Origin of the sequence: Klebsiella sp. CN_Kp088 (assembly GCF_040064335.1) — a bacterium.
GTDB classification, from domain to species: Bacteria; Pseudomonadota; Gammaproteobacteria; order Enterobacterales; family Enterobacteriaceae; genus Klebsiella; species Klebsiella aerogenes.
In genome coordinates this window covers 45940-72730 of record NZ_JBEAIQ010000024.1, presented here as the reverse complement: position 1 = coordinate 72730, position 26791 = coordinate 45940, and the positions used below count along the sequence as shown (strand labels likewise).

Sequence of the window (26791 nt, the reverse complement as noted above, 5' to 3'; positions counted from 1 at the left end):
CTTCCTGTTATATCGCTAATAATAATTCTACTTATTTTAAAATTTAACGTCAGGTAAAAAATCTTAATTGCGGGTCGGAATACTCTCAGACGCAGAAGGGACGCCAACGCCATTTTATCGGGCGCTGGCGGAAGCGATCAGGCGGGGTTAACAATATCGACGGTTAAACCGCTGTCGGTGAGCTGCTGGCGGATAGTGTCGTGCAAATTATTATCGGTAATGATGCGATTGAAACGGGAAATCGGGCCCAGCGGATAGGGATGCACAACGCTGAATTTCGAGCTGTCGCTCAGCACAATGGCTTCGCACTGTTTTTCCAGCACCGCATTAACCACATCGGCGCGCATCATGTCGCGGCCGGTGAAGCCGGTTTCGCTCTGCCAGCCGTCAACGCCGATAAATGCCTTGCTAAAGTGTACCTGCTGAATGCACTGGCGGGTTAACGGGCCGACCATGCTTTCACTGCGCTTCTGATAAATACCGCCCAGCAGAATCACCTCGCCCGGCGTTTCCTTGAGTAAATGCGCGATATAGCTGCTCACGGTGATGATGGTGATATCGCCTCGTTCCGCCAATGTGCGAGCCAGAAGGGCGTTTGAACTGCCATTTTCGATGAACACCGTCTCTCCGGCTGCCACCAGCGACGCGGCGCGCGCGGCGAGTTCACGCTTAATGGCAAAGTTGGTCATCATCCGGGTTTCGACGTCTTCACTATCCAGCGGTACCGCAAAGCCGTGGGTACGGCGCAGGTAGCTTTGTTTTTCCAGAGAATTCAGATCCTGACGAATAGTGACTTCTGAGACACCGGTCATCCTGGCCAGATCGGCTACGCTCATACGGCCTTTATCGATGACCATTTGCAAAATACTTTGTTGTCGGGCGTTCATAGCTACATCACAGTTAGAGGTCTATACGGCGCCCAGCAGGCCTTAAGGCGTGCTGGGGGACAGGAATGATTTAGATTTCCCACGGCGCTTTCGATTGCCCTGAGTCCTTCTCTGGCTCGTCGTGAGACAACGCCTGCAGCTCGGCTTTGAGGATCTCCAGATTATGGATCGCCGAGTGATAATCTCCGGCAACCAGAATATCCAGCACGGTATCGATACGTTGGGCGAGCAGGCGGGCATTCAGATCAGACATAGCATTATCCTGGTTACAAAAATGAATGAAATCAATGATGCAAAAAACAGTTGCAAAAGAGAAGCGAAAAAAACGCACATCCTTGCGCGGCTGGCGATATTCACTCAAAACGAGAAATGTATGGCCCCTGGGCAGGGGCCATAAAAGCGTTACGCCGCCGGACGGGCGATGACGCTGCGGGTTTCCATACGGACTTCAGCGATAGTCACGTCGATAACATCGGTGACTTTGTAAACGACTTCACCTTTAATCTGTACGGTTCCGTTCTCCTGACTGCAGACCAGTTCATCGCGCACCGCGTGCAGGAAAGGTGCCGGGATAAAGGCGACAGCGCCGTTATCGACCAGGCGCACGCGCATGCCGCCGCGGCTGACATCAATGATTTCTGCCGCGTAGCGGGTATCGGTTCCGGCTTTATCATTGAGGAAGCGAGCATACAGCCAATCTGCGACGTCGCGTTCCGCCATCCGGTTCAGACGACGGCGTTCCGCCATCTGCACGGTGACGTCATCCTGCGGGCGACCAATGGTCTCGCCTTTGATGACGGCTTTTAACAGACGGTGGTTGATCATATCGCCGTATTTACGGATTGGCGAAGTCCAGGTGGCGTAAGCTTCCAGCCCAAGGCCGAAGTGCGGGCCCGGTTCGGTACTGATTTCGGCGAACGACTGGAAGCGGCGGATGCGGCTATCAAGGAAACCTGAAGGCTGAGCATCCAGTTCGCGGCGCAGTTTACAGAAACCGTCGAGTGTCAGGACTTCCTGCGGATCGACGTGCACATCGTGCGTCTTCAGCAGCGCGGCCAGTTGTTCGGTGTTGGCCGGATCGAAACCGGTGTGCACGTTATAAACGCCAAAGCCCAGGTTATCTCGCAGCACGCGTGCCGCGCAGATATTAGCGGCAATCATTGACTCTTCAACGATGCGGTTGGCGATGCGGCGCGGTTCGGCAACGATATCCAGCACTTCACCTTTCTCACCCAACACGAAGCGATAATCAGGGCGGTCTTTGAATACCAGCGCGTGGGTTTGACGCCATTCGCTGCGGCGCTGGCAGACTTCCTGCAGCAGTTTGATTTGCTGCGCGATAGCGTCATCAGCAGGCTGCCATGAGCCGATATTTTCCAGCCAGTTGGAGACGTCGTCATAAGCCAGTTTGGCTTTAGATTCGATAGTTGCTGCGAAGAATTCGATATTATCTTCAATGGCGCCGTCAGCCGCCAGAGTCATGCGGCAGGCGAGTACCGGACGCACTTCGTTGGCGCGCAGCGAACACAAATCGTCAGACAGCTCGCGCGGCAACATTGGGATATTAAAGCCCGGCAGATAGTTGGTGAAGGCGCGGATTTTCGCCGCGTTGTCCAGTTTACTGCCCTCGGCAATCCACGCTGTCGGATCGGCGATAGCGACGGTCAGCAGCAGTTTACCGTCGTCGGCGCGCTCGACATACAGCGCATCGTCCATATCTTCGGTGCTGGCGCTGTCGATGGTTACGAACTCAAGCGGCGTCAGATCGCGGCGTTCCAGTCCTTCATCGAGCATCTCGGTGGCAACGCCATTCGGCGCTTCTTTTTCCAGGTTATGACGCGCCAGCGTCACCCACCACGGCACGAAATGATCGTCGCTAAAGGTGATGAATTGCGTTAATTCGGCATAGAAACCGCGGTCGCCTTTCAGCGGATGGCGACGCATTTCAGCCACCGCCCAGTCACCCTGTTTGAAGTCGTGTTCTACGCCGCGCGCGGCGCGGCAAGGGATGGCGTCTTTCAGCAGCGGATGATCAGGAACAATAGACAGACGATCGTCTTTTTTCTGCACTTTACCGACAAAACGGGTCAGGAAAGGCTCAACCAGCTCTTCCGGCTCGGCGCTTTCACGTTCTTTTTCGGTATGGACCACAGCGATAATACGATCGCCATGCATCACTTTTTTCATTTGCGGCGGCGGAATGAAGTAGCTTTTTTGCGAGTCGACTTCAAGGAAGCCAAAACCTTTTTCCGTGCCTTTAACGACCCCTTCAACGCGGGGAGTCTGGGAATGCAATTGCTGTTTAAGCTGCGCTAGCAGCGGGTTGTCCTGAAACATAATTAGGTTTTTTCGTGGCTAAAAGAGCGGCTGACATTTTTACGCGAATATGCCTGCCTCAGCAAGCGCTGTTTCAGCATTTTACGTCGCTTGACGTACCTCACCGAGGGCGATTTTAAGCCGGTTCAGCCACCCGCAGAGGCCGCACCACGCCAGCAGATCGATAGCCTCAACGCGGGAAAGCCCATATTCAGTGAGGGGAGTTAGCTGCGCGGCGCTAAAACGGTCCGGCGCACGAGTCAATAGCTGCGCCGCCTGTAGGAAAACGTGTTCCAAAGAATGGCTTCGCGCCCAGTGCTGAACCGTTCGTTCATCGCCGCGCAATGCCTGCAACAATCCGTTGTCACCTGTCCAGCGAGCTCTCCAGGCGTTAAAACAGCTGACGCTGCCGTTGATTCGCGCCGCGAGTAACGCCGCCATTGCGCTTAAGGGCTGCGCAGAATTATCCAGTTGATTCAGCAGTTGATGTAGCAGGGCCAACGCGCCTTCATCCGTTGCCAGAAGGGGGGCGAGAGGCTGCAGGCCGGGATGACGGTTCCATGCGGCGAGCCTGACTTGCTTGTCATCATTGGCGTAACGCAGGTCGGCATCATCGATATCCAGGGACCACTCTCCAGTAACATCAGTAAAGCGTTCTGCCGGGGCATCATTCTGCTGCGGCATACCGGGAAGCCAGCGTACCGGTTGCCCAAGCGCGGCCTGAAATGCGGCCACCGCGCGGGCCTGAAAGCCCACGAAGCCGATAATTTGGTTAATTAACACAATATCGCGGCTGGTCAGCCCGACCTCCTCAAGCTGGCGGCGGGAGACCTCGTTGATAACCGAGGGAGAACTGGCTAACTGGCGGGCGTACTGGGTTATCTGCGCCAACCGGTGATTACTTTCTCGTGAGGAGTCAGGGCCAGGCAACGGCGCCAGACGGGCGGCGTAGTGGTTACACAAGCGCTGTATGCCGTAGACCTGAGCGACGGTCAGGGCGGTGCTAAGACGGTCGTAGGCGCTGAAGGTTTGTAATCGGGTTACCGTGACGTTGTCCGGGAAAAGGACCTTTGTCAACTGACGCGCGGGCGCCAGCCAGCCTTCATGAGGGTGGCTGAGATCGGCTGCGAGTGGCAGATCGAGCAAAAAACGGTCATCAACGTCAGCGGCCTCCGGGACCAGAGGAAGAATCTCGACCGGGCTATTGGTTGACTGGGTCTCGTGATACCAGTGGTTTTTGCCATACACGCGGCGTTGCTCCATGGGCGTTCCTTGTTCGGTAGGTGGCGAACCGCCGTTTCGCGGTACCTCTATGCACAACTATCCTGGCGTAACCCTGAAGCAGGAGAAAATATTGATACGTACTAACAAATAGCGGATTGGAATAACAGAAGAGAAGCGTAAGCAGAGAAAGGAGAGAGATCCTCCTCACCGGGGTGAGGAGGATAGGGAACTTATTTCAGTTCCAGTTCGTTCATCGCAGCGATGCTGAAACCGCCGTCAACGTGAACGACTTCACCAGAGATGCCCGCAGACAGGTTAGAGCACAGGAAGGCCGCGCTGTTGCCGACGTCTTCGATGGTGACGGTGCGACGGATCGGGGTGACCGCTTCACAGTGCGCCAGCATTTTACGGAAATCTTTGATACCGGATGCCGCCAGGGTGCGGATCGGACCCGCGGAGATGGCGTTAACGCGAATACCTTCCGGACCCATCGCGTTCGCCATATAGCGGACGTTGGCTTCCAGAGACGCTTTTGCCAGACCCATCACGTTATAGTTCGGGATAGCGCGCTCAGCGCCCAGATAGGAGAGGGTCAGCAGCGCGGAGCCCGGGTTCAGCATCGAGCGGCAAGCTTTCGCCATTGCCACGAAGCTGTAAGCGCTGATGTCGTGGGCAATTTTGAAACCTTCGCGGGTGACGGCATTGACGTAGTCGCCATCTAACTGGTCAGCCGGCGCATAACCGATAGAGTGCACGAAACCATCAAATTTCGGCCATACTTTTTCAAGCTCAGTGAACAGCGCGGTGATGCTTTCGTCTTCAGCCACGTCGCACTGCAGCACAATGTTAGAACCCAGCGCAGCAGCAAACTCTTCTACGCGGCCTTTCAGTTTTTCGTTCTGATAGGTGAATGCCAGTTCAGCCCCTTCACGGTGCATTGCTTGCGCAATACCGTAGGCGATGGACAGTTTACTGGCCACGCCAGTGATCAGAATGCGCTTACCGGAAAGAAAACCCATAGCTTTAATCCTTATCGTTATTGCTTATTTTTACTCTAACAATCAAACGGTTAACGTTGTTATTTCAAAATAACTCAAATTTAGCCGGGAATTATATCCCACTGAAGACCCCTTGTGTCACGATTTTTTGTGCCGCCTATCGCAACGCAGCGCGTAATGATAAATGCGCTTACCCCAGTATATCACCGGATAATCACTACGATTTACCGTGAGATCACGACGCGTTACCGATATTTCTGCGGTTAACGGCGCACGATCGTGGTGAGTAACAGTAGGGCGTCCGTCGTGAGCGGCGCGAGTTCGCCCGGCGCTTGCTGATGCCAGAAAATACCCGATTGCGCTTCACATTGCCGTTCACCAAGTTGCCAGCGCCCCTGTAATACCCAAGCGACGCCTTCGTCGCCGGGAGTCTGTATATCATCAACGACCCGTACCTCGGCGGCGGCGCGGTTGCGCTGGGTCATGATATTAAAGTCGAGACCGGGTTCGCGGATCCCTTCGCTACGCAGCGGCCACTCGCCGGCAAAAGCCCAGGGTTGCCAAAGCGCTAAAGGGTGATCGATAGCTTCGCCTTTCAGGCGCAGCGGCTGCCCGGCCAGTAGAGTAATGACCCGGTCGACGCCGGGAAAGCAGGAAAACGGACCATCATTTTGCAGAGTGGCAATGCTGGCTCGCCATAAAAAAGGGGCGTCAGGAGAGGGGACACAGACTATCTCACGGGTCTCGCCTGCGCCATTTTTCCAGGGCGTGACGGGCAGAGTGGATAGTTGGACGGGAACGATCATGAGCGTTACACCTCGGTTTAGCGCGGTATGCGCAGGCGTTATCAACGTTATTGTTATGGTTTTGTTACTTTTTGCAATACAAAGAATTTACATATTCATCACAAAAATAGGATGCGTGCGGTGCGGGCAGTTGTCAATGCTTGTATATACAGGATCGGTCAGATGGGGAGTGAATAAATAATAATAGCGAGGTACCTATGTCTTCTTTTTCATCTACAGATGGGCAGTCAAAAAATAGTCAGGCTGGATTAAGTGAAACGCGGTCGATTGATTACATCCCCGAGCGCGAAAGGCATGGGCATCCGTTTAGCCAGTTTACCCTGTGGTTTGGCGGCAACCTGCAGATTACCGCTATTGTCACCGGCGCTTTAGCCGTGGTGCTGGGCGGCGACGTGGTGTGGTCGCTGATAGGTCTTCTCCTCGGTCAGGTGCTGGGGGCGGCGGTAATGTCGCTGCATGCGCTGCAGGGACCACGGCTGGGTTTGCCGCAGATGATAATCAGCCGCGCCCAGTTTGGCGTCTTTGGCGCAGTAGTGCCGTTGGTACTGGTCTGCATTATGTATGTCGGTTTCTCCGCCAGCGGTACCGTACTGGCGGGGCAGGCGATGGCAAAACTGTTGAGTATCAGCAATGTAGCCGGAATGCTACTATTCAGTGCAATTATTATTGTTATTGCGGTGCTGGGTTATAAGGTGATTCATAAGCTGGGTAAACTGGCGAGCATTATCGGCATTCTGGCCTTCGTCTATATGTTCGTTACCCTGCTGATGTCGGCGGATCTCGCGGCCCTGGCGCAAAATAACCATTTCTCCCTGCCGATGTTCCTGCTGGCCGTGTCGCTGTCCTCGTCGTGGCAAATCGCGTTTTGCCCGTATGTGTCCGACTATTCGCGCTACCTGCCACGCAATGTATCGGCAACGAAAACGTTCTGCTCGGTGTTTTTCGGTACCGTATTGGGAACCCAGACATCTATGACGCTGGGGGTGTTTACCGCCGCGATTGCCGGCAGCGCTTTCCCCGGTCATGAAGTGAGTTATCTAGTGGGATTGGGTAAAAGCCAGGTGATGGCGATGGTTATCTACTTTGCTATTTGCTTTGGCAAGATCACCTTCACGACGCTTAACGCCTACGGCAGTTTTATGTCTCTGACCACCATTGTTTCCGGTTTCCGTCGCCAGACGGCGTTGTCGCAGAAATGCCGCGTTGCTTTCGTCGTCCTGATGGTCGCGGCTTCGTGTATTATCGCGCTGCTTAGCGAACCGGCTTTCTTAAAGCATTTCACCCATTTCCTGTTATTCCTGCTGGCCTTTTTCGTTCCCTGGAGCGCCATCAGCCTGACCGATTACTACATTATTTCTAAAGGCGCGGTCGATATTCCGGCGCTTAGCGATCCGCATCAGCGCTATGGTTTCTGGAATTTGTATGCCATTACCATTTATATCATTGGCGTGCTTATTCAACTGCCGTTTATTGAGAACCCGCTGTTCCATGGTTCGCTGACGTGGATATTCGCCGGCAATGATGTGTCATGGATTATCGGCTGGGTAGGTACTGGATGGTTGTATTATGCGCTGCGCCGCTTTGACCGCCGACCATTACCGGCGCAGAGTGTGTTTCCGCAGTGATAAATAGCAGGGGCGGCTATTATGCCGCCCCTGAAGGAAGGTTAACGCTATTTACCATCTTTTCGCCAGGCGTCGGCAGTCAGCGCCTCGCCGAAATGGCCGGCGATCAGCCGCTTGGTCAGTTCGTGGAGCGGCGAGGCGAGCACATCGGCGGTGCTGCCGCGTTCGACCACTTCACCCTCATGCATCACCAGCACCTGATCGCTGATATGCTTCATCATCCCCAGATGCTGGGTGACATAGATGTAGGATATTCCCTGTTTTTCCTGTAGTTCCAGCATCAGGTTGATTAGCTGCGAACGCATTGACATATCCAACGAGGCCAGCGCCTCATCGCAGATAATCACTTTCGGACGCAGGATCAAGGCACGAGCAAGACCCAGGCGCTGCTTTTGCCCCGGCGCCAGCATATGCGGATAGTAGCTGACGTGGTCCGGTAGCAAGCCCACCATGCGCATCGTCTCGATAATCTGCTTTTCCCGGGCTTCCGGTTCGAGATCGGTATTGAGGCGCAGCGGGAAATCGAGGATTTGCGAAATACGCTGACGCGGGTTAAGCGAGGTCGAGGGATCCTGAAAAATCATGCGAATACGCTGGCTGCGGAATGAGTAGTCGCCAAACTCCAGCGGATGGTCGTCAATCAACAGTTCGCCGGTGGTCGGCTCAACCATCCCGGCCAGCATTTTGGCCAGCGTTGATTTACCGGAGCCGTTTTCACCAATAATCGCCAGCGTCTGACGCTCGCGCAGGGTAAAGCTCAGCGGCTTCACCGCCTCTACCGTCTGACGGTGGAACCAGCCGGTGCGATAGCGAAAGGTCTTACTCAGATTGCGAACTTCCAGCAATGTTTCGACCATTTCACTCTTTCTCCATGTTCAGCGGGAAATGACAGGCGTATAGATGATTACGCGCGCCGGTCAAACGCGGCGTGACGATACACTCGCGTTGCGCATAGGGACAACGCGGTCCCAGCCGACAGCCGATCGGCAGTTGTTCCAGCAGCGGAATGGCGCCGGGCAGGGTATTCAGCCGGCTTTTATGCGGCATTGAGCTGCCGAAATCCGGGATGGCGCGAATCAGCGCTTGAGTGTAGGGGTGATGAGGGATGGTCACCAGCTCTTCGCTCGGCGCGGTTTCCACCGTCTGCCCGCAATACATGACGTTAATTTTATCCGCCCATTTGCTGAGCATCTGCATATCGTGACTGATCAGCAAAATAGTGGTGTTGTTATTCTGGTTGAGCCGGGTCAACAGGCGAATAATCTGCGCCTGGGTGGTTGGCTCCATGGCGTTAGTGGGTTCATCAGCAATCAGCAAGCGTGGCTGGTTGGCAAGCGCGATGGCGATCATGACCTTCTGACATTCGCCGTCGGTCAGCTCGTAGGGGAAGCTGCGCATAATATCTTTGTGATCTTTAATTCCCACCCGGTGCAGCAGTTCAATAGCGCGGCGCTTACGCCAGCCAAAGCGTTGCCACCAGTGGCCTTTAAAGGTCCAGCCGGGGATATTTTGCATCAACTGCAGCCCAATACGCTCGGAAGGATCGAGACAGGATTGCGGCTCCTGGAAGATCATCGATACGTTGTGGCCAATCAGTTTTCGGCGCTCGCGGTTAGAGAGGCGCAGCAGATCGATATCATCAAAACGCATACGGTCGGCGGTGACCCGCCAGTTATCTTTGGTGACGCCGCAAATCGCCTTGGCGATTAAGCTTTTGCCGGAACCTGATTCCCCCACCAGGCCACGGACTTCACCTTCAGCCAGCGTCAGGCTGACCCGATCGACGGCCTTTACCCAGCCCTCGTTGGTTTTAAACTCAATGGTGAGATTACGAATATCCAGTAACGGCATTATTGAACCCCGGCAATAATTGCGCGGCGAATACCGTCGCCCAGCAGATTGATGAGCAGTACGCTTATCATGATGGCCGCTCCCGGCAGCATGACCGTCCAGGGGGCGACGTAAATCAGTTCCAGCGCGTCGCCGAGCATGGCGCCCCATTCCGGAGAGGGTAGCTGAGCGCCGAGGTCGAGAAAACCGAGCGCGGCAATGTCGAGGATCGCCATCGACAGCGCGCGGGTTATTTCGGTGACCAGCCCTGCGGTAATATTAGGCAGAACCGCAAACCAGAGAATATTGAGCGTGGAAGCGCCGTCAAGGCGGGCGGCAATCACGTACTCTTTTTCCAGTTCATCGTGCACCATGCTGTAGACCGAACGCACCATGCGCGGCAGCAGCGCCAGCCAGACGGCAAACATCGCATGGCTCAGATGCGGCCCGGCAAAAGCGACGACGATAATCGCCAGCAGCAGCGACGGAATCGACAGCAGGGTGTCGAGAATGTGGTTCATTACCGCTGAACGCAAACCGTGGGTGGAACCGGCAATCACGCCAAGCACCAGGCCGAACAGCGCGGCGCCGAGCGTGACCACAAAGGCGCCGCCGACGGTCGGCGCCGCGCCGCTGAGCAGGCGACTTAGCACATCGCGACCAAGATCGTCGGTCCCGAGGAAGAACGACACTTCGCCATAGCGCGACCATGAAGGCGGCAGCAGCTGGTAGCCGAGGAACTGCTGATCGATGCCATAAGGCGCGAACCAGCCGCCGAATACGCACAGCAGCACCAGCGCGCCGCAGCCGTATAAACCAATCATCGCGGTGGTATCGCCGTAGAATTTACGCCATACGGTGCGCAATGCGCCGGGCGGGCGCTTTTCGAGATAGACGCTATCGTAGGGCATATGAATCCGTTTTAAGTTTGTTAGTCATGCTTAATTTCTTTTCAAGAATCCCGCTATTATCAACGCCTTGCCAGTATGTAACGCTTTATTTTTGTGTGTTCTTCATAGATTTGAAGGTTATCAATTTACGCATAATGTGTACACTGATGTGTATATCTTCTTCCGGAGTGTACACATTGCTTACCGACACAAAATTAAGAAAAGCTCTTGGCAAAAAAAGAGACCAAATCGAGGTCATTTCAGACGCACATGGTCTGAATGTCAGGTTGTCTACATCCGGCAGTATAACATTCTTTTACCGCTACAGATGGAACGGGAAAGCCGCTCAACTAACGATTGGTGATTATCCAACCACCTCATTAGCTCATGCGCGAGAACGTAGGCAGCAGTTCAGGGCTTGGCTAGCGGAAGGGCTTGATCCTAGACGGCAAGTAGTACTCGAGAAACAGAAAAAAGTAGAAGCGCTTACAGTGAAAGAAGCATTCGATTACTGGGAGAAGTACTACTGCATCCCTGAAGGTCTGGTAAAAATCAAAGTTAACCGCCGCGACTTCAATAATCATATAGCCCCAGTGCTCGGAAATATGATTGTAGATCAGACAACTAAAGCTCACTGGCTAAATCTTTTTGACGGTATGGGGCGAAGAGTGGTTACAGGGCAAATGCTCGGTTTGATGCAGCGCACATTTCGTTTCTGTTCCAACCGTGGGGTAATTAACGTGAACCCTATTGAAAGCCTTAGACGATCAGATGTAGGGCTCACAGCAGCTGTAAAAGATCGCAGGTTAAGTGATGATGAAATCATTACAGTTTGGAATGCCCTGCCTGAGATGAAATATAGGCAGCAATTGATAATGAAGTTTCTCATTATGACTGGCTGTCGAAGTACAGAGATCAGAAGAGCAAAATGGGAATGGTTTGATTTCAAGGAACAAACATGGACTATCCCGGCAAGTGATTATAAAACTGGGAAGTCGGTGAGAAGGGCGCTTCCTGAGGCTGTAATACAGATGATGGTAGCTGAAAAAGAAACATCAGTTTCAAAACATGTTGTGACGTTGTCACGATACAGGGGGCCAGAAGATGACAGGCCGCCACTTCAACCAAACGTGGCTCTGTTCTCTGCGCAGATAATTGCAAAAACAGGGATGAAACCTTGGTCGCTTCATGATTTGAGAAGAACAGTGGCGACGCGCCTTTCTGAATTAGGTGCGCCACCACATGTTGTGGAAAAACTACTAGGGCATCATATGTCTGGAGTCATGGCGCGGTATAACCTCCACGATTATTTGGATGATCAGCGTCATTGGCTTGCTGTTTGGCAACGTCATCTTGAGAAGTTGATTGGCCAGCCTCTGGTTTGATACCCATGTTGTCTTCCCAAGCAAGAAGGTCTGACAAACGCCATCTTTTAGGACTGCCATTTATTTTTGGCTTCGGAAACGGCTGAGAAAAGTACGATGGCATCCGGGATGGTGTGCTCCAGAAATACAGTGTGCTGCGCGAAATTTTGTATCTGGACAGAATGTCACTGGTTATCAATATTTCATCTTGGAAATGAGATGCGTTATTCATAAAAGCCCCTTAGTTACATTGTCCAGGAAGATGCTGCAGCCTACGGGCGCAGCTCATGGCCGTCGCCACATAACTGCATTTTCTGTTTACAACTTCTACAGTGATCTTTGAGCCTTGAACCACCACCGTATAAGTTCTCTTCGTTTTCTGTCGCCCGTAGGCGCCATAAAGCTCAACATGTTTTGCCAGTGCGGCATCACAAGCCTGGCGGCCCAGCGGTGATTGCTTGCTTCGGTTTATCAGTCGCATATCCACCTCACACAAATACATCAACTGGATCGCCAGCTGCGCGCGCGTTGTCGTTCGCCTCCCGACGGAGGCCGAGAACATAGCCAACGGGATCCCAACTGGACAGAATTGCATTGAGCTCTTTCTGGCTGTGCCAGGTTGTCAGGCGTTTTTTAAGCTCGGTGGCGCAGGCGCGCAAGTTCTCCCGAGTAGGGCCGGCCATCTTCATGCACAAGCACAAAGTCAGAAGCAGATCCGAATATTCGTCGGCGGCCGCGCGCAATGCCGCAGGGTCGATGCTGGCTTCCAGCTCAGGTAATCGATGTTTAAGACTCATGCTGCACCGCCTTTGACGCGGGAGATGGTGTTATCAGCCTTCTGCACTTCCGGATGCTCGTCATAATCCGGAAGATAGCGGCGAGCGACAGCAGCCAGGGAAACCAGCGCCGCCAGAAGCTCGTCGCGCTGCCCGGCGACTTTCGCATGCTCAAGCGCTGCGTTTTCCAGCAGGGCCTTGTGCTTCTTGTAAGCCTCATATGCGTGCCAGGACTGGCCTTTGCTCACGCTGGTGGTAATGTCCGCTACCTGTTCAGGCGTCAGCGTGGTCAGTGGTTGCGCAGGGTAAATCAGAACCTGCCCGGCGTCCCAGTCGAATCCAGCCTGAATTGACTCTACTTCAACGGATGGCGATGCGCCGATGCTGCCAGGCGAGAGTATGAAGATGGTGATCTCCGGGTCGCGACGCTGCGTAGTTGGGTTTGACCAGATGCGGGCTACCAGCTCAGTGAATTTGGAGAATTTCATTCCGCGCTCAGTCATTCCAGGCCTCCAGTTCGTTCTCTATTTCGTCGTCGATTTCGTCGTTGGTGGCTTCTTCATTCAGGTAGTCGCGCGCTTCTTTGAGATAATGCTCTCGACGCCCGTCGTACCATGCTGAGAACTCTGGCGACCAGCAATTCCTGTCACCCACATGAGCGAAAAAATCGTGCATTGCGTTGTTGTAGGCCAAGTTTTCAACCATGCAATACGCCGTAGTCAGTGCCGCCTCACGGATGTAACCGCGGAGATCGCGCTTGTGCCAGTAGGGGCTATATTTCGAATCGCAGCGCCCTTTGAATTCAACTTTCCAGCGGCGTATGCATCGTGCGTTAAGTGATTTGCTCATATCGTTATCGGGAGGGCTAACCCTCCCGCCTCCCTTAGCCCAGGTATTCCGGTTTCATGTCGTCCAGGGTGATACGGAACTGGTCATACAGTTCATCACCGAGGTGGCGGCGCGATGAGGTCAGGGTGCCTTCTGCCTTCGCGAATAACGCTTCGGCTTCCGGATCCCCCGGGTTAGGAAGTGAATTTATGGCAGCCTCAATCTTGTTCTTCGCATCAACAAGGTAGTAGCGCTTCACCGCCTTATTCTTCAGCTCGGTATAAAGAGCAGTACCCAGCAGAGCTTTCTGTGATTCGATGTCTGCGCGAATGGCTTTGGCCTGATCCACTGAGTCAGCTGTATCAATTCGGTCGCGGAGTCCATCGGCAACTGCGTCGACGTTAGATGCAGACTCTTGCGTGCTGGTGGAAGCGCCAACGGAGTTTGTTATCTCATTCAGCGTGACTTTTTCTGTTTGCGCTGGGTTGATAACCTTTTCTTCGCGTTCGTCAATTTCGTCGGCGGTATATACCCCGAGGATTACATCTGGACAATACAGCCTCGCCCAACGTTTAACGGCAAGATAGGCCAACTGCTGGCGTGGGTCGCTCGCCCACAGTGTAGAATTGCGTACTTGTGCCTGAGAAAGCATCAGCACAAGCTCACGAGGTTCTGATTCTCCTTTGAGCGTTGCCCAGGCGCGGACGCCCACGCCAGCTTCATCTTTCAAATCCCAGCCCGGCGCGATGTAGTCGTTACCTTTGCCGCTGGTTTTTTTAATGAAGCGGCCAACGATATTTTCCCATGCACCAAACCATTCAAAATGGATCCGGTCTTTGGTTGGGGCCATGGTGTTAATTACCGCATTCACCAGTTGTGCCTCATAGCCAAGCACACCTGAGTTACCCACGATGAAGGTTTTCTGTGCCACTGCAAACGGATCCATACCCCAACGCGCTGCTTGCATCACTACAGCCATGCACGCATCTGGTTTACCGCGGTAATGTTCAGGGACGAAATTTCCACTGTTGGCCATTACTTCAGAAAGCGTGCGCAGGCGGTTGAACAATTCACCATTCGTCAGAATAGAAACGTTGTCGATCTTCTGGGTCTGGTTTTCAGTAGTTGCGACTAAATTGGACATTGTTATTCCCCTTATGCCTGTACGCGCAGCGCTTCGAGACGGCGCACATCAAAATCGTTAAGTTCTTCGGCGTAGTCTTCAGTGATTGGCGCCGGCCATTCGCCAGTGTCGAAACCGTTCGCGATGGCGCGCATTGCTTTGCGGTATTCCAGCATGCCGAGTTCCAGTAGTTCTTCTGATGCCTCGATAATGGCGATCCAGTGGTAGTTCTCGTCTTTGTTGACGAAAATCCAGAAGAACTGATCCAGAGCCGCGGTTTCGCAGTACATGGCTGCGCTGAGGTGGTAATCGCGCTCAATGATTTCCCTGTGCAACTTCGCGCGCAGCCCTTCCTGCTTGATGTTCCACATGCTGATGGTCTTCAGGTCCGCACCAATGCGCAGGCCGCTCATGTCTATCTCAAGGTCAGGGCGTACGCGAACTTCCAGCCCGGTTTCCTCATCAATACCGAAATAGCTCACCTCAACGGCGCGGCTCGGATGCTGGAGCAGCTTGCCGGCGGTGGGGTGATTCAAAAGTGCTTTCTGAATGTCCAGCGCAGTGCTCATCTGCTGGCGGGTAACCAGTATTTTTCCTTCCGGGTTTTCGCGCCATGCATCCAGCAGTTCGTCGGCAAACACGGCATCCGGTTTAACCGATTTCACAGCCTGAATCAGATCCGCTTTAGTGCCTGATACTTTCAGCGGCTGCGCCTTCTGGGCCTCCTGAGCTACCATGTCAGGGTTGATAATCGCCAGTTGTTCTAACAGGGCATCCCGGCTGCCGCTGGTTCTCACTAGGGCGGGCAGAGTGGCGTTATATTCTTTGATGCATGCCTTCATTTTGGCCGCGGTAACTTTCTGACCATCTTCGACGCGCTGAAATTCAGCGGGTAAGGCCATGTAGTTTTCACCTGTTTGGGTAACGTCATCACCCATAGGAACCGGTTGAGGCAGTGTGGCGTTGTGTGCCTCCAGCAACGCCTTGATGTTGTCAGCACTCAACAGCGACGGAAGCCCGGCGTTGTACTCGTCGATAAACGCGCGGATCGTCGCAGTCGTGGTGAAGGCGCCTTCAGGGATTTCCGGCTCGATGCTGAATTCTTTTTCCAGCTGTTCAGGCTGCAGCGCCAGCGCATGCACCAAATTGCCCATATCCAGAACAGGAGATCGCGTTTTTTCAATGACTTTCGAGACGTGACGCTTTTCGAAATACATCAGAGATATACGGGCATCTTTAACCTGAGTAGAACTGATGCCGTTCGCCGCGTGGTAAATCTCGTTCGGAACACTTTCATATCGACCGGGCTCGAAGAATTCAGGCCATTTTGTTGCTTCAGGCTCTGGCTCATGCTCTTCTTCTGCAGTTGCTGATTGCTGGTCCTTCAATACTGCCGCGGTAAGGTCAGGGCAGCGCTCAGCAAGAATGTCGCGCATGTTCACGGCATCTGCTTGCGGAGCAGTTGCATCAGTGCCTTCGCTTGCTGATACCGCATTATCATTTTCGTCTTCGACTGGCTGAGCCGTTTCCATCTGCACATCGCTAGTGGTTTCCCCGGAATTAGCTGGATGTAATTTTTCTTCTGCAGCGCGCTGGCGCGCCTGGTCCACAATAGAAAGTGCTGAAGCTGGTGCTGGCTGGCTATCCATCAGACCATCAATCGAAAAAACACCATTGCCCATGTTTGAAACTACAGGCTGTTTGGGTTTAGTCAGGTCTTCCGTTACCCAGTTCGGTGCATCCGGATCGCTTACCCCTTCGATATATTCACCGCGCTCAGCTGCGAGAATCTTATCCACGGCAGACCGTTCTTTTTGGGCTTCCTCCACCAGTTGAGCGCCAACAACCTGATATTCGGTTGAGAGGTTTTCCAGCTCCGGTTTGTTTTCCTCGCCATCAATAGCTTTCTTCACGGTGTTAAGAACAACGGCGGCAGATGAGACATGCCCTGCTTTCTCAAGCGTTTCAGCAGAGGGCGTTTCATGCTTATGCTCTGTCAGGTTCGCATTGATATAGGTCTGCAGACTTACCGGGAAATGATGAATATCGCTGGTGGCGTCACGAATGAGGGCAAAAATGGCAGCGCGTGAATAATCCAGGATGCCTGCGGTTTTACGCAGCGCAGCAGACCATTCTTTGAATGGGCTTTCTTTTTTCTGGACGATTTCTTTAGCCCGGCGATGAATGGATGCCGGGAAATTGTAGATATCGAAATCCATCGGCATTGTGGCCAGCGCAATCTCAACATCAAGCGTATCTAGCGTATGTGTGTAGTCAGGATTGCGATCGGTTTTATTACCGCCGCCAGCATTCGTTCCTGCATCAGTTTTCATAACCGAAGAAATGCAGTTACCGGCAGCCCATTCCCTGGTGAGAATGCCGCGGTCGATCGCGTTCGTGGCGAACCACAGTTTTGCAAACTGGATACGTTTACCGAGCTCATGCCGTTTCCCTTCCGGGAAGACTTTTTTATTGGCGCTGGTGAATTTCCAGAGCGCCGGCATATCGTATTTTTTGATTTCAGGGATATTCTCGGCGGCCAGAATCAGATCCTGGACGGCTGCGTTATCAGTGTCCATTTCAAGAACTGACAGCTCCTGCCGGTGAGGCATGCTGATATGATAAACGTGACGTTCTTCGGCCATGTACTGCGCCAGCAGCTGAGCGCGAAAGGGGAGTTCTGCCACGTTAAATAGCGCGCTCGAATCGTCCTGGTATTCATCGCTACCGAAAGTTTCCACGGTCTCACCTTGTGCCGCGTCACCAGTAGTATTGGCATCAACCAGCTCGCCACTAACGGGCTCAGCAGATACTCCGGCATCATCGATGTGATGATCCGCAGGCGCCTGACCTGGCTTCAGAGCCCAGGTGCGGCCATCGTTGCCGAGCTGGTAGCGTTCGCACCATGAGTAATCGAGAACACCTTCCGCCGGCAGGTCATTGAATACCGGGAAATCGGTACGAATTGGTTTTTGATAGTCTTTGCCGCGGCCTGTTTCGATCCCAGCGTCTTCCAGATCGACGTCGAGCTGCAGTAGGGCGCGAGCTTCTGATTTATTAGTGCGCCAGATTACGGCATCAGCTTTACCCGATTTTTGAGTCGCTTTTATCAGATAAAAATATTCCATGTGATAGCCTCTATTTTGGATGTAGAATCCCCCGGGCCATTGGTAGCGCCCATTCAGGGTGGTCATTGGTTATTGGTAATTTCCGGTGGAACTTTGGTCGGTGTCACCGGACGTACAGCCCGCTTCGGCGGGTTTACGTTAGCTCTCGTGCGCCATCTGGTCGTAAGAGGCGCAGCGTTCAGAGCAGTACTCTTTTTCTTTCCGTGCGAGCTGGTTTCCCTGGAGATATAACAGGGTGCTTACTACTGGTTTTCCCTCGATTGCTTTACGGCAGTAACCGCATTTCTTCTGCATTCCTCCCCCTACATTTGCACCGTGAACCCGGCTGGATGCTCGTCCAGTACACCTTTCAGCGGATAACATTCAGCTTTCACGTGTTGCTCTTCTGCCGCTGCCTTGCAGTCATTCTCAGTGTCGTAAACCCCGAGCAGGACATCCTGATTACCGCCCGTCAGCATGCTGACGGTGAGAACCAGGGCAAACATCGTGCTCATGAAGGGTCTCCTTTTTGCGCGAGCATGTAGCACACCCGGCGGATGAAAGCTGACAGCGGACTTAAACGAACAGCCTGCTGACGAGCGGGTTTGCGTGCGAAATCAATCATAGAAATAACTCCCTCAGTGCGCTGATAAGCGCTATCCAGATGAAGAGTCCAATTACTGCCGAAATGACCAGGGCTCTGATGCCGCGCTTGCTCATTTCAACCTCTGCCTTGTCGCCGGCCAGCGGAACGTTTAAACCTACTGCGCGTTGATCTCTCCACCTCATCCGGTGTTTCGTATGCCGCCGGCAGCTACTTCGTGGGCTCCATGCCTGGGTGGTTTTTTTCGATGGAATAATTAAACACAATGTTTACTCAGTAGTCAACTAAATGAGTTGTTTTAAGTAAACAAAAAGTTTACACGCAATTGATTTAAGAGGTGGGTTGACTGTTTTTAATGCTGTTATTGGTTTAAAAATCATCAGCTAGAATGGTTGTGGAGCGAGATGAGTTGGATAGAGTTCGAGCTTTCATCGCTGACAGGATTGGATGTACTCAACTGCGCACCTTAGACAACGTCATTCCAAGGGAGCGCCAAAGGATGTATAGGAAAGGGAATCAGAGGGGATGGTATACTTATATTGGCTACGCCTGTGGTGAATCCATGTTCTGCTTGTAGTCATGAACGGTTGTTACATGATTGCTAGTAAAAAGCACGGCTTAAAGAGGAAGAATGATCGCAACGATGTTGAGGTTTACAACATTTGCATTAAAATACATGAAGCATAATTCTATGAATAATATGGGTTTTACAATTACAAGACTTTTATAATGTCCAATATATTGAATAGGTAATCTGCAAAGCTAGAGGTGTGCACACGGTTTCTCTCACCATAGAGAAACCATTCCGCCACCATGCGGAAGGCGAAAGGCCCCGAACAAAACTACTATTCGGGGATTTTATTCAGAGAGGTTTCTTAATATCACCATTTATAAGCAAATCGTAGGCTAAGAACAATTTCCTATAAACAGTCTTTAAGTTTTCATTATCACATGATATAAATTGTAAAAATATATCTTCTTTTACATAGACAGATAATTCACGCACATCTATGTGTCTAATATTTTTTATAACGACAACTGGTTCTTTTCGCTTGCTAAATCCTGCGTTTTTTATCTCTGTAATTGTGGTAAAGATTCGTTCTGCATTTGCTTTATCTAATGTTATAGAGTTAATTATATTATCCAAGTTACCATGACGCTCGATTCTTTGATTAAGTCGAGTTAATGCTTTTTGCTGCAAATTTAAATCACGGAAGTTGCAACTGGATATAATCTTTGAAAACGGTAATCTTATTGTATTTTTTGCATCAATGATAAACTCAATTGCTAACTTGTTGGATATTTCATTTTTCTCAAACAAATAGTCCTCTAGATAATTAAGTTCTTTTATTTGAGTGAAAACGTATTTTTTATCACCTAAAGCTACAACCAGGTTTTTTCCCTGTTTAACGCTTTCTTCAAGTTTATCTAAGTCTGATGGAGATACTAGTAATGTGTCGAGATTGCCTTTTTCGCCTTCATTAACAATAAGTGTCTTAATTGCTCTCTGATATCGTAAAACATCATAAGGAGACAATCCTTCATCAACAGTGCTTATCTCATCATAAATCTGTTTGTAATTGTCTGTTTCAACAGAGGTGTAAGTAACCTGAAGTTGCTGATCAGTTATTTGCTTTATGATTACTTGCTCTTCATTTGGTTTGTGTTGAATAAGAATTATTCTTTCAGCTGATTTCCTTCCATCTTCTTTTGGTAATTGTGATGAGAAGTCTGACAATAGTTTTTTCACATTTCTATCTGTTAACGAATACCCTATAAAGAGAATTGGATTTTTAATCATATTCGATAGTATTTTTGCACTTATGAGAATTGCACTATCATCATATTTCTCATAGTCCTCAGCGCTAATTACAATTGATTTCGGTTCCTTGATATCTCCATGTATCTTGTATAACTCACACCATCCGATGGTGTCTTCGAAGAAACCATTATTTCCAATATATAGTTTAGGGGTGACGCCTTGATCATTAAGCAGATGCTCTATAAAGGCATCATAATTAGTAGTAATGATCATTTTTGCTTTTTTTAATAGTGCTTTGAAAGAGTTTAATTCATCTAGGTCTACATCATCCTTAAGCGTAGGAGAAGAGAACCGTTGACATATTGAGTATTTGAAAGGTGAAATGTTTTCACTAAACACACGTTTTGCGTCTAGCCCTTCAAGTTTAATTGCGTTGCCAGTAAAAAGCTTGTTAAAGTCATTCTCTATTTTAGTTGCTGCTTCGGTGTATATTTTATGATCTAAATCAGAATCATCGCCAATGCTGGCTCGAAATTTCTCTTTTATTGTCAGAAGATAATTATAGAAATCTATTTCAGGATTTATTTTTTGCCAATACTCATTTAGTAAATCTTCCCAAGTAGGGTAATTTTTTAGATATCTTTTAGATATACCTGAACCAATGAATACGATAGGGTAGCTTTTGAATTCAAAAAGTTGGTTTGGCATATCAAAATCCTTCTAGTTAAACGAAGCATATTGTGTGTTTTATATCAGTTAAGACAAACATACCGTATTTATAGGGTTGAAAAGTAAAAATAACCGTCTTGCCTATATGTTTGTATCATGCTGCCGAACAACCAAAATACCTCATCAGCCCACTATTGAGTACGAATGCTGTCTATACCTCTGAGGCGGTTACTCAGCATCACCCTTAATCCGCCGCCCCATGTACTTGGCGTACAGCTCATCGAGCTCCTTCAGCCGAAGAGATATGATCCGCTGCATGTTCTGTTGTTCTTCTTCGTTTGGCAGTTGGTTGTAAAGTTCAAGCAACCTTCGCTCGTCAGGTCTCAATCCGTCTTTAGAGCCCACATCTTGGCCTAAAACCCATTCAAGGCTGACGCCAAGCGCATCCGCGAGCTTTATCGCAGAGCTTTTTCCTATTGCGCCCCGCACAAACCAGTTGTTAACAGACTGCGCGCTCACACCACAGATCCTCGCGATATCAGCTTTTGATATGCGCTTCTTCTCAATGATTTCGTTAAGCCGCTGAACCTGCGGGTTATCTGCTTGGTGCGTATTTTTTCTCATATATCACGATTTTAAACTAAATGTTTACGCTCACAACATTCATAAAGTTGACATTAAAATAAACATAATGTTTAATTTGATTCGTAAACTATAAGGAGTCACTTATGAATGCATTAGAGAAAGCCATAAAAAATGCCGGTAACGCAACAAAGCTTGCTGAAAAATTGGACGTCTCATCAATGACAATTAGTCATTGGAAAAAACGTTGTGGGGGGCTTGTGCCTCAGGGACGCATTTCCTCTATTTTTCAGGCTACAGGCATTACACCTCACGAACTTCGCCCTGATCTTTATCCAAATCCAACAGACGGCCTACCGAAAGAGGAAGGCTGACCATGCAAATACTCTCCTTTCAACAAAATACCGGATTCAAGACCGGCACTTTGATAAAGCGAAATCAGCTGAGAGAGTCAGATCACGACGCTATTCGCTCCGCCGTTCGCGCCTGGGCTGCAGCTGAAGGGCAGGATGTTGTGTCGGCACACATCATCGATGAGTGGCGACAGCAGGGCGGCGAGGAGATCGCGTTTCCTGATGATATCAGCCGTGCCCGCCAGAAGCTTTTTCGCTACCTGGACAACCCGGCCGAGTCTGAGCGCTATCGCGAGTATGTTCGCCTTCTTACACCGGCGATCATGGCCGTTCTTCCGCTGGAATACCGCCACCGCCTATTGCCCGAAGAGAGTTTTATGTCCCGACTGGCTCGTCTGGAGAAAGAAACCAGCGAAGCGAAGGTTGCCGTTGCTATGGGGGCACCACGCCATCAGAAGCTGAAAGAGCTGAGTGAGGGCATTGTCGAGATGTTCCGGGTTGACCCAGAGCTAACGGGGCCGCTAATGGCAATCGTCACCTCAATGCTCGGCACGTTGTAGCTGGAGGTTTACGTGAACCATATCGAATTCATTGAGAAAAACGTCCGCGAAGAGCTTATCCGGCAGGGATTTACCCAGTCAGTGGCTCAGGGGGGCATTTCAGGCTGTCGATATGTACAAGCGCATGTCACAGGCCAGTCGTAAGGGAGGCATTTTTGATGATGTTATGCGCCACGCCAGGCTGTGGGCTGAGAAGCAAACCAGCGCTGCAGAAAAGCGAGAAGCAAAGAAATCAATCCGTAAGGGGAATAGCCAGGTTGGGTTGTTCTGAGTGGGTGAAGACTGTTGTGCGCCAACACAGCCAGTCTTCGGGGTGTGAAAAAAGGGCTCTTAGTTCACGGAGTGAGTATGTCAAATACCGCTGAAGTTATCAATTTTCCGATTAAAACCGAGCGTTCGGGAGGTCAAATGGCCGACCTGGCTAACGGGTATACCAAGATCGCAAACGAGATACAGAAGCTCAAGCCACGTCTGCGGATGTCTGGTCGTGAGTGGCAGTGTCTTGAGGCTGTTATCTGGCTTACCTATGGATGGAACAAGAAGCAGGACCGAGTAACAAACACGGTGATTGCTGAGCTTACAGACCTCGGAGAGTCGCATATTTCCGACACAATCAAATCTCTCGCGGAGCGGAAAATTATCTTCGCTCATAAGCAGGGAGTGATGAAAATTGTCGGTATAAATACTGAGCTATCTGAGTGGATTTTAGACAAGCCGAAAACGGGAAAACTCTTCCCGGAATCGGGAAAAGTGTTACCGAAAACGGGAAAACTCTTCCCGGAAACGGGAGACACCCAATACAAGAACAAGAACAATAGTAAAAGATCTTCTTCGTCTCGGAATTCTAAAGAATCCCGAAACGAGGAAACTTTGAAGTTTCTCTCTCGTCATCCAGAAGCGTCCGATGGGATTTATACCCCTGCGGGAAAATCCTGGGGAACAGCTGACGACCTCAAAGCCGCGCGATGGATTTTCGATAAAGCCCTCACCGTGAATGCCTCACTCTCAGAACCGAACTGGGTTGAATGGGCAAACACCATCCGTCTGATGCGCATGCAGGACAAGCGCAGCCATTACGAAATCTGCGAATTGTTCAAGTGGGCCAACGAAGACAGCTTCTGGCAGAACAACATTCTGAGCCCCACCAGCCTGCGAAAACAGTGGGATAAGCTCACGACTAAACGTCAGCGCAACCCAAACCCACAACACGCGAAATCCTGTGCAGCTGCGCTGGACAATACCGACTGGATCAAGGGGGTACTTGAATGAAATCTCTCGCAGAAAGCATGCATAACTTTGACCGGAAGAACTTCCAGCGTATCGCAGCCGGCATGTCTGAAATGCAGGATGCGCATAGCTTTGCACATCAGGCGACAAAAACGGCTGAGATATTCAACGAGCTGTTTCGCCAGCTGCTCGCCGTATTCCCGGCACTGGCCAGCAAGTCTGCAGAAGACCTCAACGAGATGCGCCGGCAATGGCTTCTTGCGTTCAAAGAGAACGGGATCACCACCATGGAGCAGATTAACGCCGGAATGCGTGTTGCCCGCAAACAGGAAAAACCGTTCATGCCGTCGCCGGGACAATTCGTCGCCTGGTGCCGTTCAGAACAGGCTGTTTCTGCTGGACTGCCAGATGCGAATGAACTGGTTGATATGGTCTACCAGTATTGCCGAACTCGCGGACAGTACCCCGACGCAGAGTCATATCCTTGGCCTGAGCACAAAGTCATCCCGGCCACGCTGAAGCACAAAGCCTGCTACTGGATGGTCACGGGACTGTACACCGATATGCGCGCAAATGGCCTCAGCGATTCAGAACTGCGTCGTAAAGCATCGGATGAACTGTTGCGTATGGTTCGTCGCTTGAACGCCGGAGAAACGCTTCCAGAACCGGTTAAGCAGATCCCAAAACTCGGCGGACGTCCGTTAAGCAACGAGCAGGGGTTAAACAAAATTGCTGAGATTCGCGCGAAGTTCGGTTTGGGAAGAGAGCGGAATCATGGCTAGAGCATTTTCAACTGCTGAGCGCCGGGAGTATGTCCGCGCAGTGATTCGTCTCACGAAACATAAGGGGCGACTGACGACCAGCGAAGCAATGAAAAAACTGGGGTTAAGCCGCGATACCGTTCTGAAGTATTTCCGTGATGCGGAAGCCACTGGCGAAGTTGTTCGGCATGGCCGATCCGGTTTATTCCGCGATCAGCGCGCCATCATCGATTTTGACATGAAACGATTTGGTCTGGTGCCGAAAGCAGTTGTTGGGATGAATTACAGCCTGCTTGGCAGTCCTGTTTTTCAGCGAGTTTTAGATGTTCAGGAGGCTATTCATGGCTAAGAATTCTATCGATGTATACGGTGCCAGCGGCAAAACAAACGTGCTCAACTTCGAGCCTGAAAACCTGCACCTGGTCACCGATAAGGCCCACCCACTTTACGATGAGCGTATTCACCTTCCTATCAGCGAGGCAATGGTGCTGAACATCATGGACCAGGGAGTACTGGAACCAATCATTGTCTGGAAAGACCGCTGAGAGCGGGTTGTCCTGTGTGGTTGATGGTCGCCAGCGTGTGCGCCATACACTGGAAGCCAACAAGCGTCTGTCGAATGAGGGCAAAGAACCGTTACAGGTTCCGGCAGTCACTAAACGTGGCTCTGCTATCCGCATGGCGCAGGCGATGGTAAGCGCTAACGAAATCCGCCAGGCAGATACGCCGCTGGGCCGCGCAAAAAAAATGGCTGATGCGCTGGAACGTGGACACGATGAACAAGACCTCTCTCAGATGTTTGGCTGTAGCGTCCAGACCGTACGCGCAACGCTGTCACTGCTGGATGCTACTCAGGCTGTTCGCGATGCAGTGGAGTCTGGAACTGTCACCGTTACTCAGGCGCGTCAGCTGGTATCGCTTAAACCAGAAGAGCAGCGGGAGAAGGTCGCTCAAATCGAAGCGGCAACTGCTGGCACAACCGGCCATGAAAAAGCCCGGCGTCAGCGCGCTGTGCTTGGCGAAACTAAGTCACGTCTCAAATCACGCAAAGAAATCACAAAAGCCCTCGAAGGTGCCAGCGGTGAATACGCGGCGGCTCTGCGCTGGGTGCTTGGGGAGGCTGTATGACAATCGTAAAAACCCATACCGGCACCGTGATCACCAAAGACGGTCCGAAGGTAAAAAAACTGCACCAGACAGAGCGGATGTGGGTCGTCGGCAAAAACGAGTTTTACCACAAAGAAACCGGGCGCCGTCACTTTGCAGAAAATACGCGCCGCCGGTTGTTGTTGGAAACGATTGAGGCGATAGGTGGTTCACATGACTGAACACGTCGAAAAATACACAAACAAGGCTATAGAAATCATTGCCGACTATATCCAGCGCACTAACAAGAAAAACGAGCAGTTGCAGGAAGCGAAGGTGCGCTTGGATAAAAAAATCGCTCTGTTCGCAGACGATGAGAACTGCAACACAAACAGGCTGATGGCCGTATTTTTACCAGCAATGACCAGCCATACCCGAGATGGCTTTTTCGAAGAGATAGCCAGAGCCTTAGATAGGCTAGAGTCGGTGTGAAACAAACCACCGTATGGGGGGGAGGATGTTATAAACTATCAAGGAATGGTCGTCATGATACTCAACCTTTCCCTTCTAAATCCCAGCTAGTACAAGGCGTAGTTTAATACTAATTGAAATATTACAATGCCGTTCAGAGAGTCGCATACTGCGAAAGTCCATAATCGATACAGGTATTGAACGGAGAAGAATTGATGACTGACAACGTTCTGACTGATGAAGAATTGAATGCTATCATCGCAAAATTACAAGCACACTATGCAACAATGTCTGAATTTGGCTTGAAGAAGAAACCGAAGAGGCTAGTCAGTTACTAAGGGGGTTATGTGAATTGAGGCAGCACAGACTATTGGCATTGCTGTGATCATTTGTATAGCGTAATAAGAGAGCATCAGTTTCCCTGCTATGAAGATGAGTATTTCTTAGGTTCAGGGCTCTTTCAAAGTTAGCAAATGCTCTTTTTTGCTGTATATTAATATAAAAACGGAAGTAAGTGAGCGAATTTTTATAACTCGATAGCATATGGAGATAGTGATGAAGAAAAAGATTGGAAACATATTACCTGTATTGCTGGCAGCGGTATTCATCGCCTCATGTAGCGTTCATGCTAAAAACAGAGAGCTCAGTTTCAGTGCAGGGGATGAAACCTTCACATTGAAAAAAGATTGTATTGATGATGTTTCATTTAAAGATGCATCCTCTCCCAGCGTTTTTATAAAAGTCAAAAAGAGTGAAGTCTGCTCTCAAAAATTCGACAAGCTTATCTCTGATAATATAGGAAAAAATCTAGTCGTCACTTTCAATAGTCAGGCTCTCCTGAATGCTAAAATTGCATCACAGATAAAAACAGAAGACGGATTTAATCTTTCCGTACCTAATAAAGATACGGCTCATAGTATTTATGGGGTTTATGAATAACAT

Annotated in this window: 29 protein-coding genes and 1 pseudogene; 11 read left to right on the top strand and 19 right to left on the bottom strand. The window is 50.8% G+C overall.

Annotated elements, in window-relative coordinates:
• Positions 1–137: 137 nt before the first annotated feature.
• From ABLV08_RS14755 to ABLV08_RS14730, 6 genes are all read right to left on the bottom strand, one after another.
• A complete protein-coding gene (locus ABLV08_RS14755; RefSeq protein ID WP_015366234.1) occupies positions 138–887 on the bottom strand; it encodes a DNA-binding transcriptional regulator YciT in 750 nt (249 codons plus the stop codon).
• Between the two features lie 70 nt (positions 888–957).
• Positions 958–1140, bottom strand: coding sequence for a hypothetical protein (locus ABLV08_RS14750; RefSeq protein WP_015366235.1), 183 nt, complete (start codon positions 1138–1140; stop codon positions 958–960).
• 149 nt (positions 1141–1289) lie between these two features.
• Positions 1290–3224, bottom strand: coding sequence for an exoribonuclease II (locus ABLV08_RS14745; RefSeq protein ID WP_015705733.1), 1935 nt, complete (start codon positions 3222–3224; stop codon positions 1290–1292).
• Between the two features lie 81 nt (positions 3225–3305).
• Positions 3306–4466 (bottom strand): carboxymuconolactone decarboxylase family protein, encoded by a 1161-nt coding sequence (locus ABLV08_RS14740; RefSeq protein WP_015705732.1) that lies wholly within the window; start codon positions 4464–4466, stop codon positions 3306–3308.
• Positions 4467–4657: 191 nt separating this feature from the next.
• Complete coding sequence (gene fabI / locus ABLV08_RS14735) at positions 4658–5446, bottom strand: enoyl-ACP reductase FabI (protein WP_015366239.1); 789 nt, start codon at positions 5444–5446, stop codon at positions 4658–4660.
• A gap of 242 nt (positions 5447–5688) precedes the next feature.
• Positions 5689–6231 (bottom strand): HutD family protein, encoded by a 543-nt coding sequence (locus ABLV08_RS14730; protein WP_316501984.1) that lies wholly within the window; start codon positions 6229–6231, stop codon positions 5689–5691.
• 197 nt (positions 6232–6428) lie between these two features.
• Between ABLV08_RS14730 and ABLV08_RS14725 the strand changes: the two genes are divergently transcribed.
• Positions 6429–7856 (top strand): cytosine permease, encoded by a 1428-nt coding sequence (locus ABLV08_RS14725; protein ID WP_032714708.1) that lies wholly within the window; start codon positions 6429–6431, stop codon positions 7854–7856.
• Positions 7857–7903: 47 nt separating this feature from the next.
• Here ABLV08_RS14725 and sapF read toward each other — a convergent pair whose 3' ends face one another.
• From sapF to sapC, 3 genes are read right to left on the bottom strand one after another with little or no spacing between them, the layout of a single operon-like run.
• A complete protein-coding gene (gene sapF, locus ABLV08_RS14720) occupies positions 7904–8713 on the bottom strand; it encodes a peptide ABC transporter ATP-binding protein SapF (RefSeq protein ID WP_015366242.1) in 810 nt (269 codons plus the stop codon).
• Position 8714: 1 nt separating this feature from the next.
• Positions 8715–9707: a putrescine export ABC transporter ATP-binding protein SapD gene (sapD, locus tag ABLV08_RS14715; protein WP_015366243.1), complete on the bottom strand. Its 993-nt coding sequence runs from the start codon at positions 9705–9707 to the stop codon at positions 8715–8717.
• Entirely contained in the window at positions 9707–10597 is an 891-nt protein-coding gene (sapC, locus tag ABLV08_RS14710) for a putrescine export ABC transporter permease SapC (protein ID WP_015366244.1), read from the bottom strand. Before sapC ends, sapD begins: the two co-directional genes overlap by 1 nt.
• Before the next feature lie 146 nt (positions 10598–10743).
• Here sapC and ABLV08_RS14705 point away from each other — a divergent pair, with 146 nt between their 5' ends.
• Positions 10744–11961: a tyrosine-type recombinase/integrase gene (locus ABLV08_RS14705; protein ID WP_348856010.1), complete on the top strand. Its 1218-nt coding sequence runs from the start codon at positions 10744–10746 to the stop codon at positions 11959–11961.
• Between the two features lie 220 nt (positions 11962–12181).
• On the opposite strand, the gene ABLV08_RS14700 is transcribed toward ABLV08_RS14705, so the two are convergent.
• The 10 genes from ABLV08_RS14700 to ABLV08_RS14655 form a co-directional block, all read right to left on the bottom strand.
• Positions 12182–12421 (bottom strand): DUF4060 family protein, encoded by a 240-nt coding sequence (locus tag ABLV08_RS14700; RefSeq protein WP_072056188.1) that lies wholly within the window; start codon positions 12419–12421, stop codon positions 12182–12184.
• A 7-nt stretch (positions 12422–12428) separates the two neighbouring features.
• Positions 12429–12737, bottom strand: a complete 309-nt coding sequence (locus tag ABLV08_RS14695; RefSeq protein WP_047053502.1) for a hypothetical protein — start codon at positions 12735–12737, stop codon at positions 12429–12431.
• Complete coding sequence (locus tag ABLV08_RS14690; protein ID WP_080956931.1) at positions 12734–13204, bottom strand: hypothetical protein; 471 nt, start codon at positions 13202–13204, stop codon at positions 12734–12736. The genes ABLV08_RS14695 and ABLV08_RS14690 overlap by 4 nt, the downstream gene beginning before the upstream one ends.
• 7 nt (positions 13205–13211) lie before the next feature.
• On the bottom strand, positions 13212–13565 hold the full coding sequence (locus tag ABLV08_RS14685) for a hypothetical protein (RefSeq protein WP_047053500.1): 354 nt from the start codon (positions 13563–13565) through the stop codon (positions 13212–13214).
• Positions 13566–13599: 34 nt separating this feature from the next.
• Positions 13600–14688 carry a RecT family recombinase gene (locus ABLV08_RS14680; RefSeq protein ID WP_196092906.1) on the bottom strand — a complete coding sequence of 363 codons (1089 nt, stop codon included), beginning with the start codon at positions 14686–14688 and terminating at the stop codon, positions 13600–13602.
• Between the two features lie 11 nt (positions 14689–14699).
• Positions 14700–17795: a RecE family exodeoxyribonuclease gene (locus tag ABLV08_RS14675; RefSeq protein WP_320905268.1), complete on the bottom strand. Its 3096-nt coding sequence runs from the start codon at positions 17793–17795 to the stop codon at positions 14700–14702.
• Between the two features lie 138 nt (positions 17796–17933).
• Positions 17934–18089 carry a YdaE family protein gene (locus ABLV08_RS14670; RefSeq protein WP_012967861.1) on the bottom strand — a complete coding sequence of 52 codons (156 nt, stop codon included), beginning with the start codon at positions 18087–18089 and terminating at the stop codon, positions 17934–17936.
• Between the two features lie 8 nt (positions 18090–18097).
• Complete coding sequence (locus ABLV08_RS14665; RefSeq protein ID WP_004179600.1) at positions 18098–18289, bottom strand: YebW family protein; 192 nt, start codon at positions 18287–18289, stop codon at positions 18098–18100.
• A gap of 951 nt (positions 18290–19240) precedes the next feature.
• Entirely contained in the window at positions 19241–20848 is a 1608-nt protein-coding gene (locus ABLV08_RS14660) for an SIR2 family protein (RefSeq protein ID WP_032436022.1), read from the bottom strand.
• A 189-nt stretch (positions 20849–21037) separates the two neighbouring features.
• Positions 21038–21433, bottom strand: coding sequence for a helix-turn-helix transcriptional regulator (locus ABLV08_RS14655; RefSeq protein WP_032436023.1), 396 nt, complete (start codon positions 21431–21433; stop codon positions 21038–21040).
• 104 nt (positions 21434–21537) lie between these two features.
• On the opposite strand from ABLV08_RS14655, the gene ABLV08_RS14650 reads away from it, so the two are divergent.
• The 9 genes and pseudogenes from ABLV08_RS14650 to ABLV08_RS14610 all read left to right on the top strand — a co-directional run bounded on the left by ABLV08_RS14650 (position 21538) and on the right by ABLV08_RS14610 (position 26788).
• Positions 21538–21765: a YdaS family helix-turn-helix protein gene (locus ABLV08_RS14650; RefSeq protein WP_032436024.1), complete on the top strand. Its 228-nt coding sequence runs from the start codon at positions 21538–21540 to the stop codon at positions 21763–21765.
• A gap of 2 nt (positions 21766–21767) precedes the next feature.
• Positions 21768–22304, top strand: coding sequence for a toxin YdaT domain-containing protein (locus ABLV08_RS14645; protein ID WP_113373668.1), 537 nt, complete (start codon positions 21768–21770; stop codon positions 22302–22304).
• Between the two features lie 348 nt (positions 22305–22652).
• Positions 22653–23573: a replication protein gene (locus ABLV08_RS14640; protein WP_048228860.1), complete on the top strand. Its 921-nt coding sequence runs from the start codon at positions 22653–22655 to the stop codon at positions 23571–23573.
• Entirely contained in the window at positions 23570–24313 is a 744-nt protein-coding gene (locus ABLV08_RS14635) for a replication protein P (RefSeq protein WP_196092735.1), read from the top strand. The genes ABLV08_RS14640 and ABLV08_RS14635 overlap by 4 nt, the downstream gene beginning before the upstream one ends.
• Entirely contained in the window at positions 24306–24641 is a 336-nt protein-coding gene (locus tag ABLV08_RS14630; RefSeq protein WP_048228858.1) for a DUF977 family protein, read from the top strand. Before ABLV08_RS14635 ends, ABLV08_RS14630 begins: the two co-directional genes overlap by 8 nt.
• Positions 24634–25420, top strand: a pseudogene (locus ABLV08_RS14625) (hypothetical protein). The gene ABLV08_RS14630 and the pseudogene ABLV08_RS14625 overlap by 8 nt, the downstream one beginning before the upstream one ends.
• Positions 25417–25620: a hypothetical protein gene (locus ABLV08_RS14620; protein WP_020804603.1), complete on the top strand. Its 204-nt coding sequence runs from the start codon at positions 25417–25419 to the stop codon at positions 25618–25620. The pseudogene ABLV08_RS14625 and the gene ABLV08_RS14620 overlap by 4 nt, the downstream one beginning before the upstream one ends.
• Entirely contained in the window at positions 25613–25870 is a 258-nt protein-coding gene (locus ABLV08_RS14615) for a hypothetical protein (protein ID WP_048228856.1), read from the top strand. Before ABLV08_RS14620 ends, ABLV08_RS14615 begins: the two co-directional genes overlap by 8 nt.
• A 534-nt stretch (positions 25871–26404) precedes the next feature.
• On the top strand, positions 26405–26788 hold the full coding sequence (locus tag ABLV08_RS14610; RefSeq protein ID WP_048228855.1) for a hypothetical protein: 384 nt from the start codon (positions 26405–26407) through the stop codon (positions 26786–26788).
• The last annotated feature ends 3 nt before the right edge of the window (positions 26789–26791 follow it).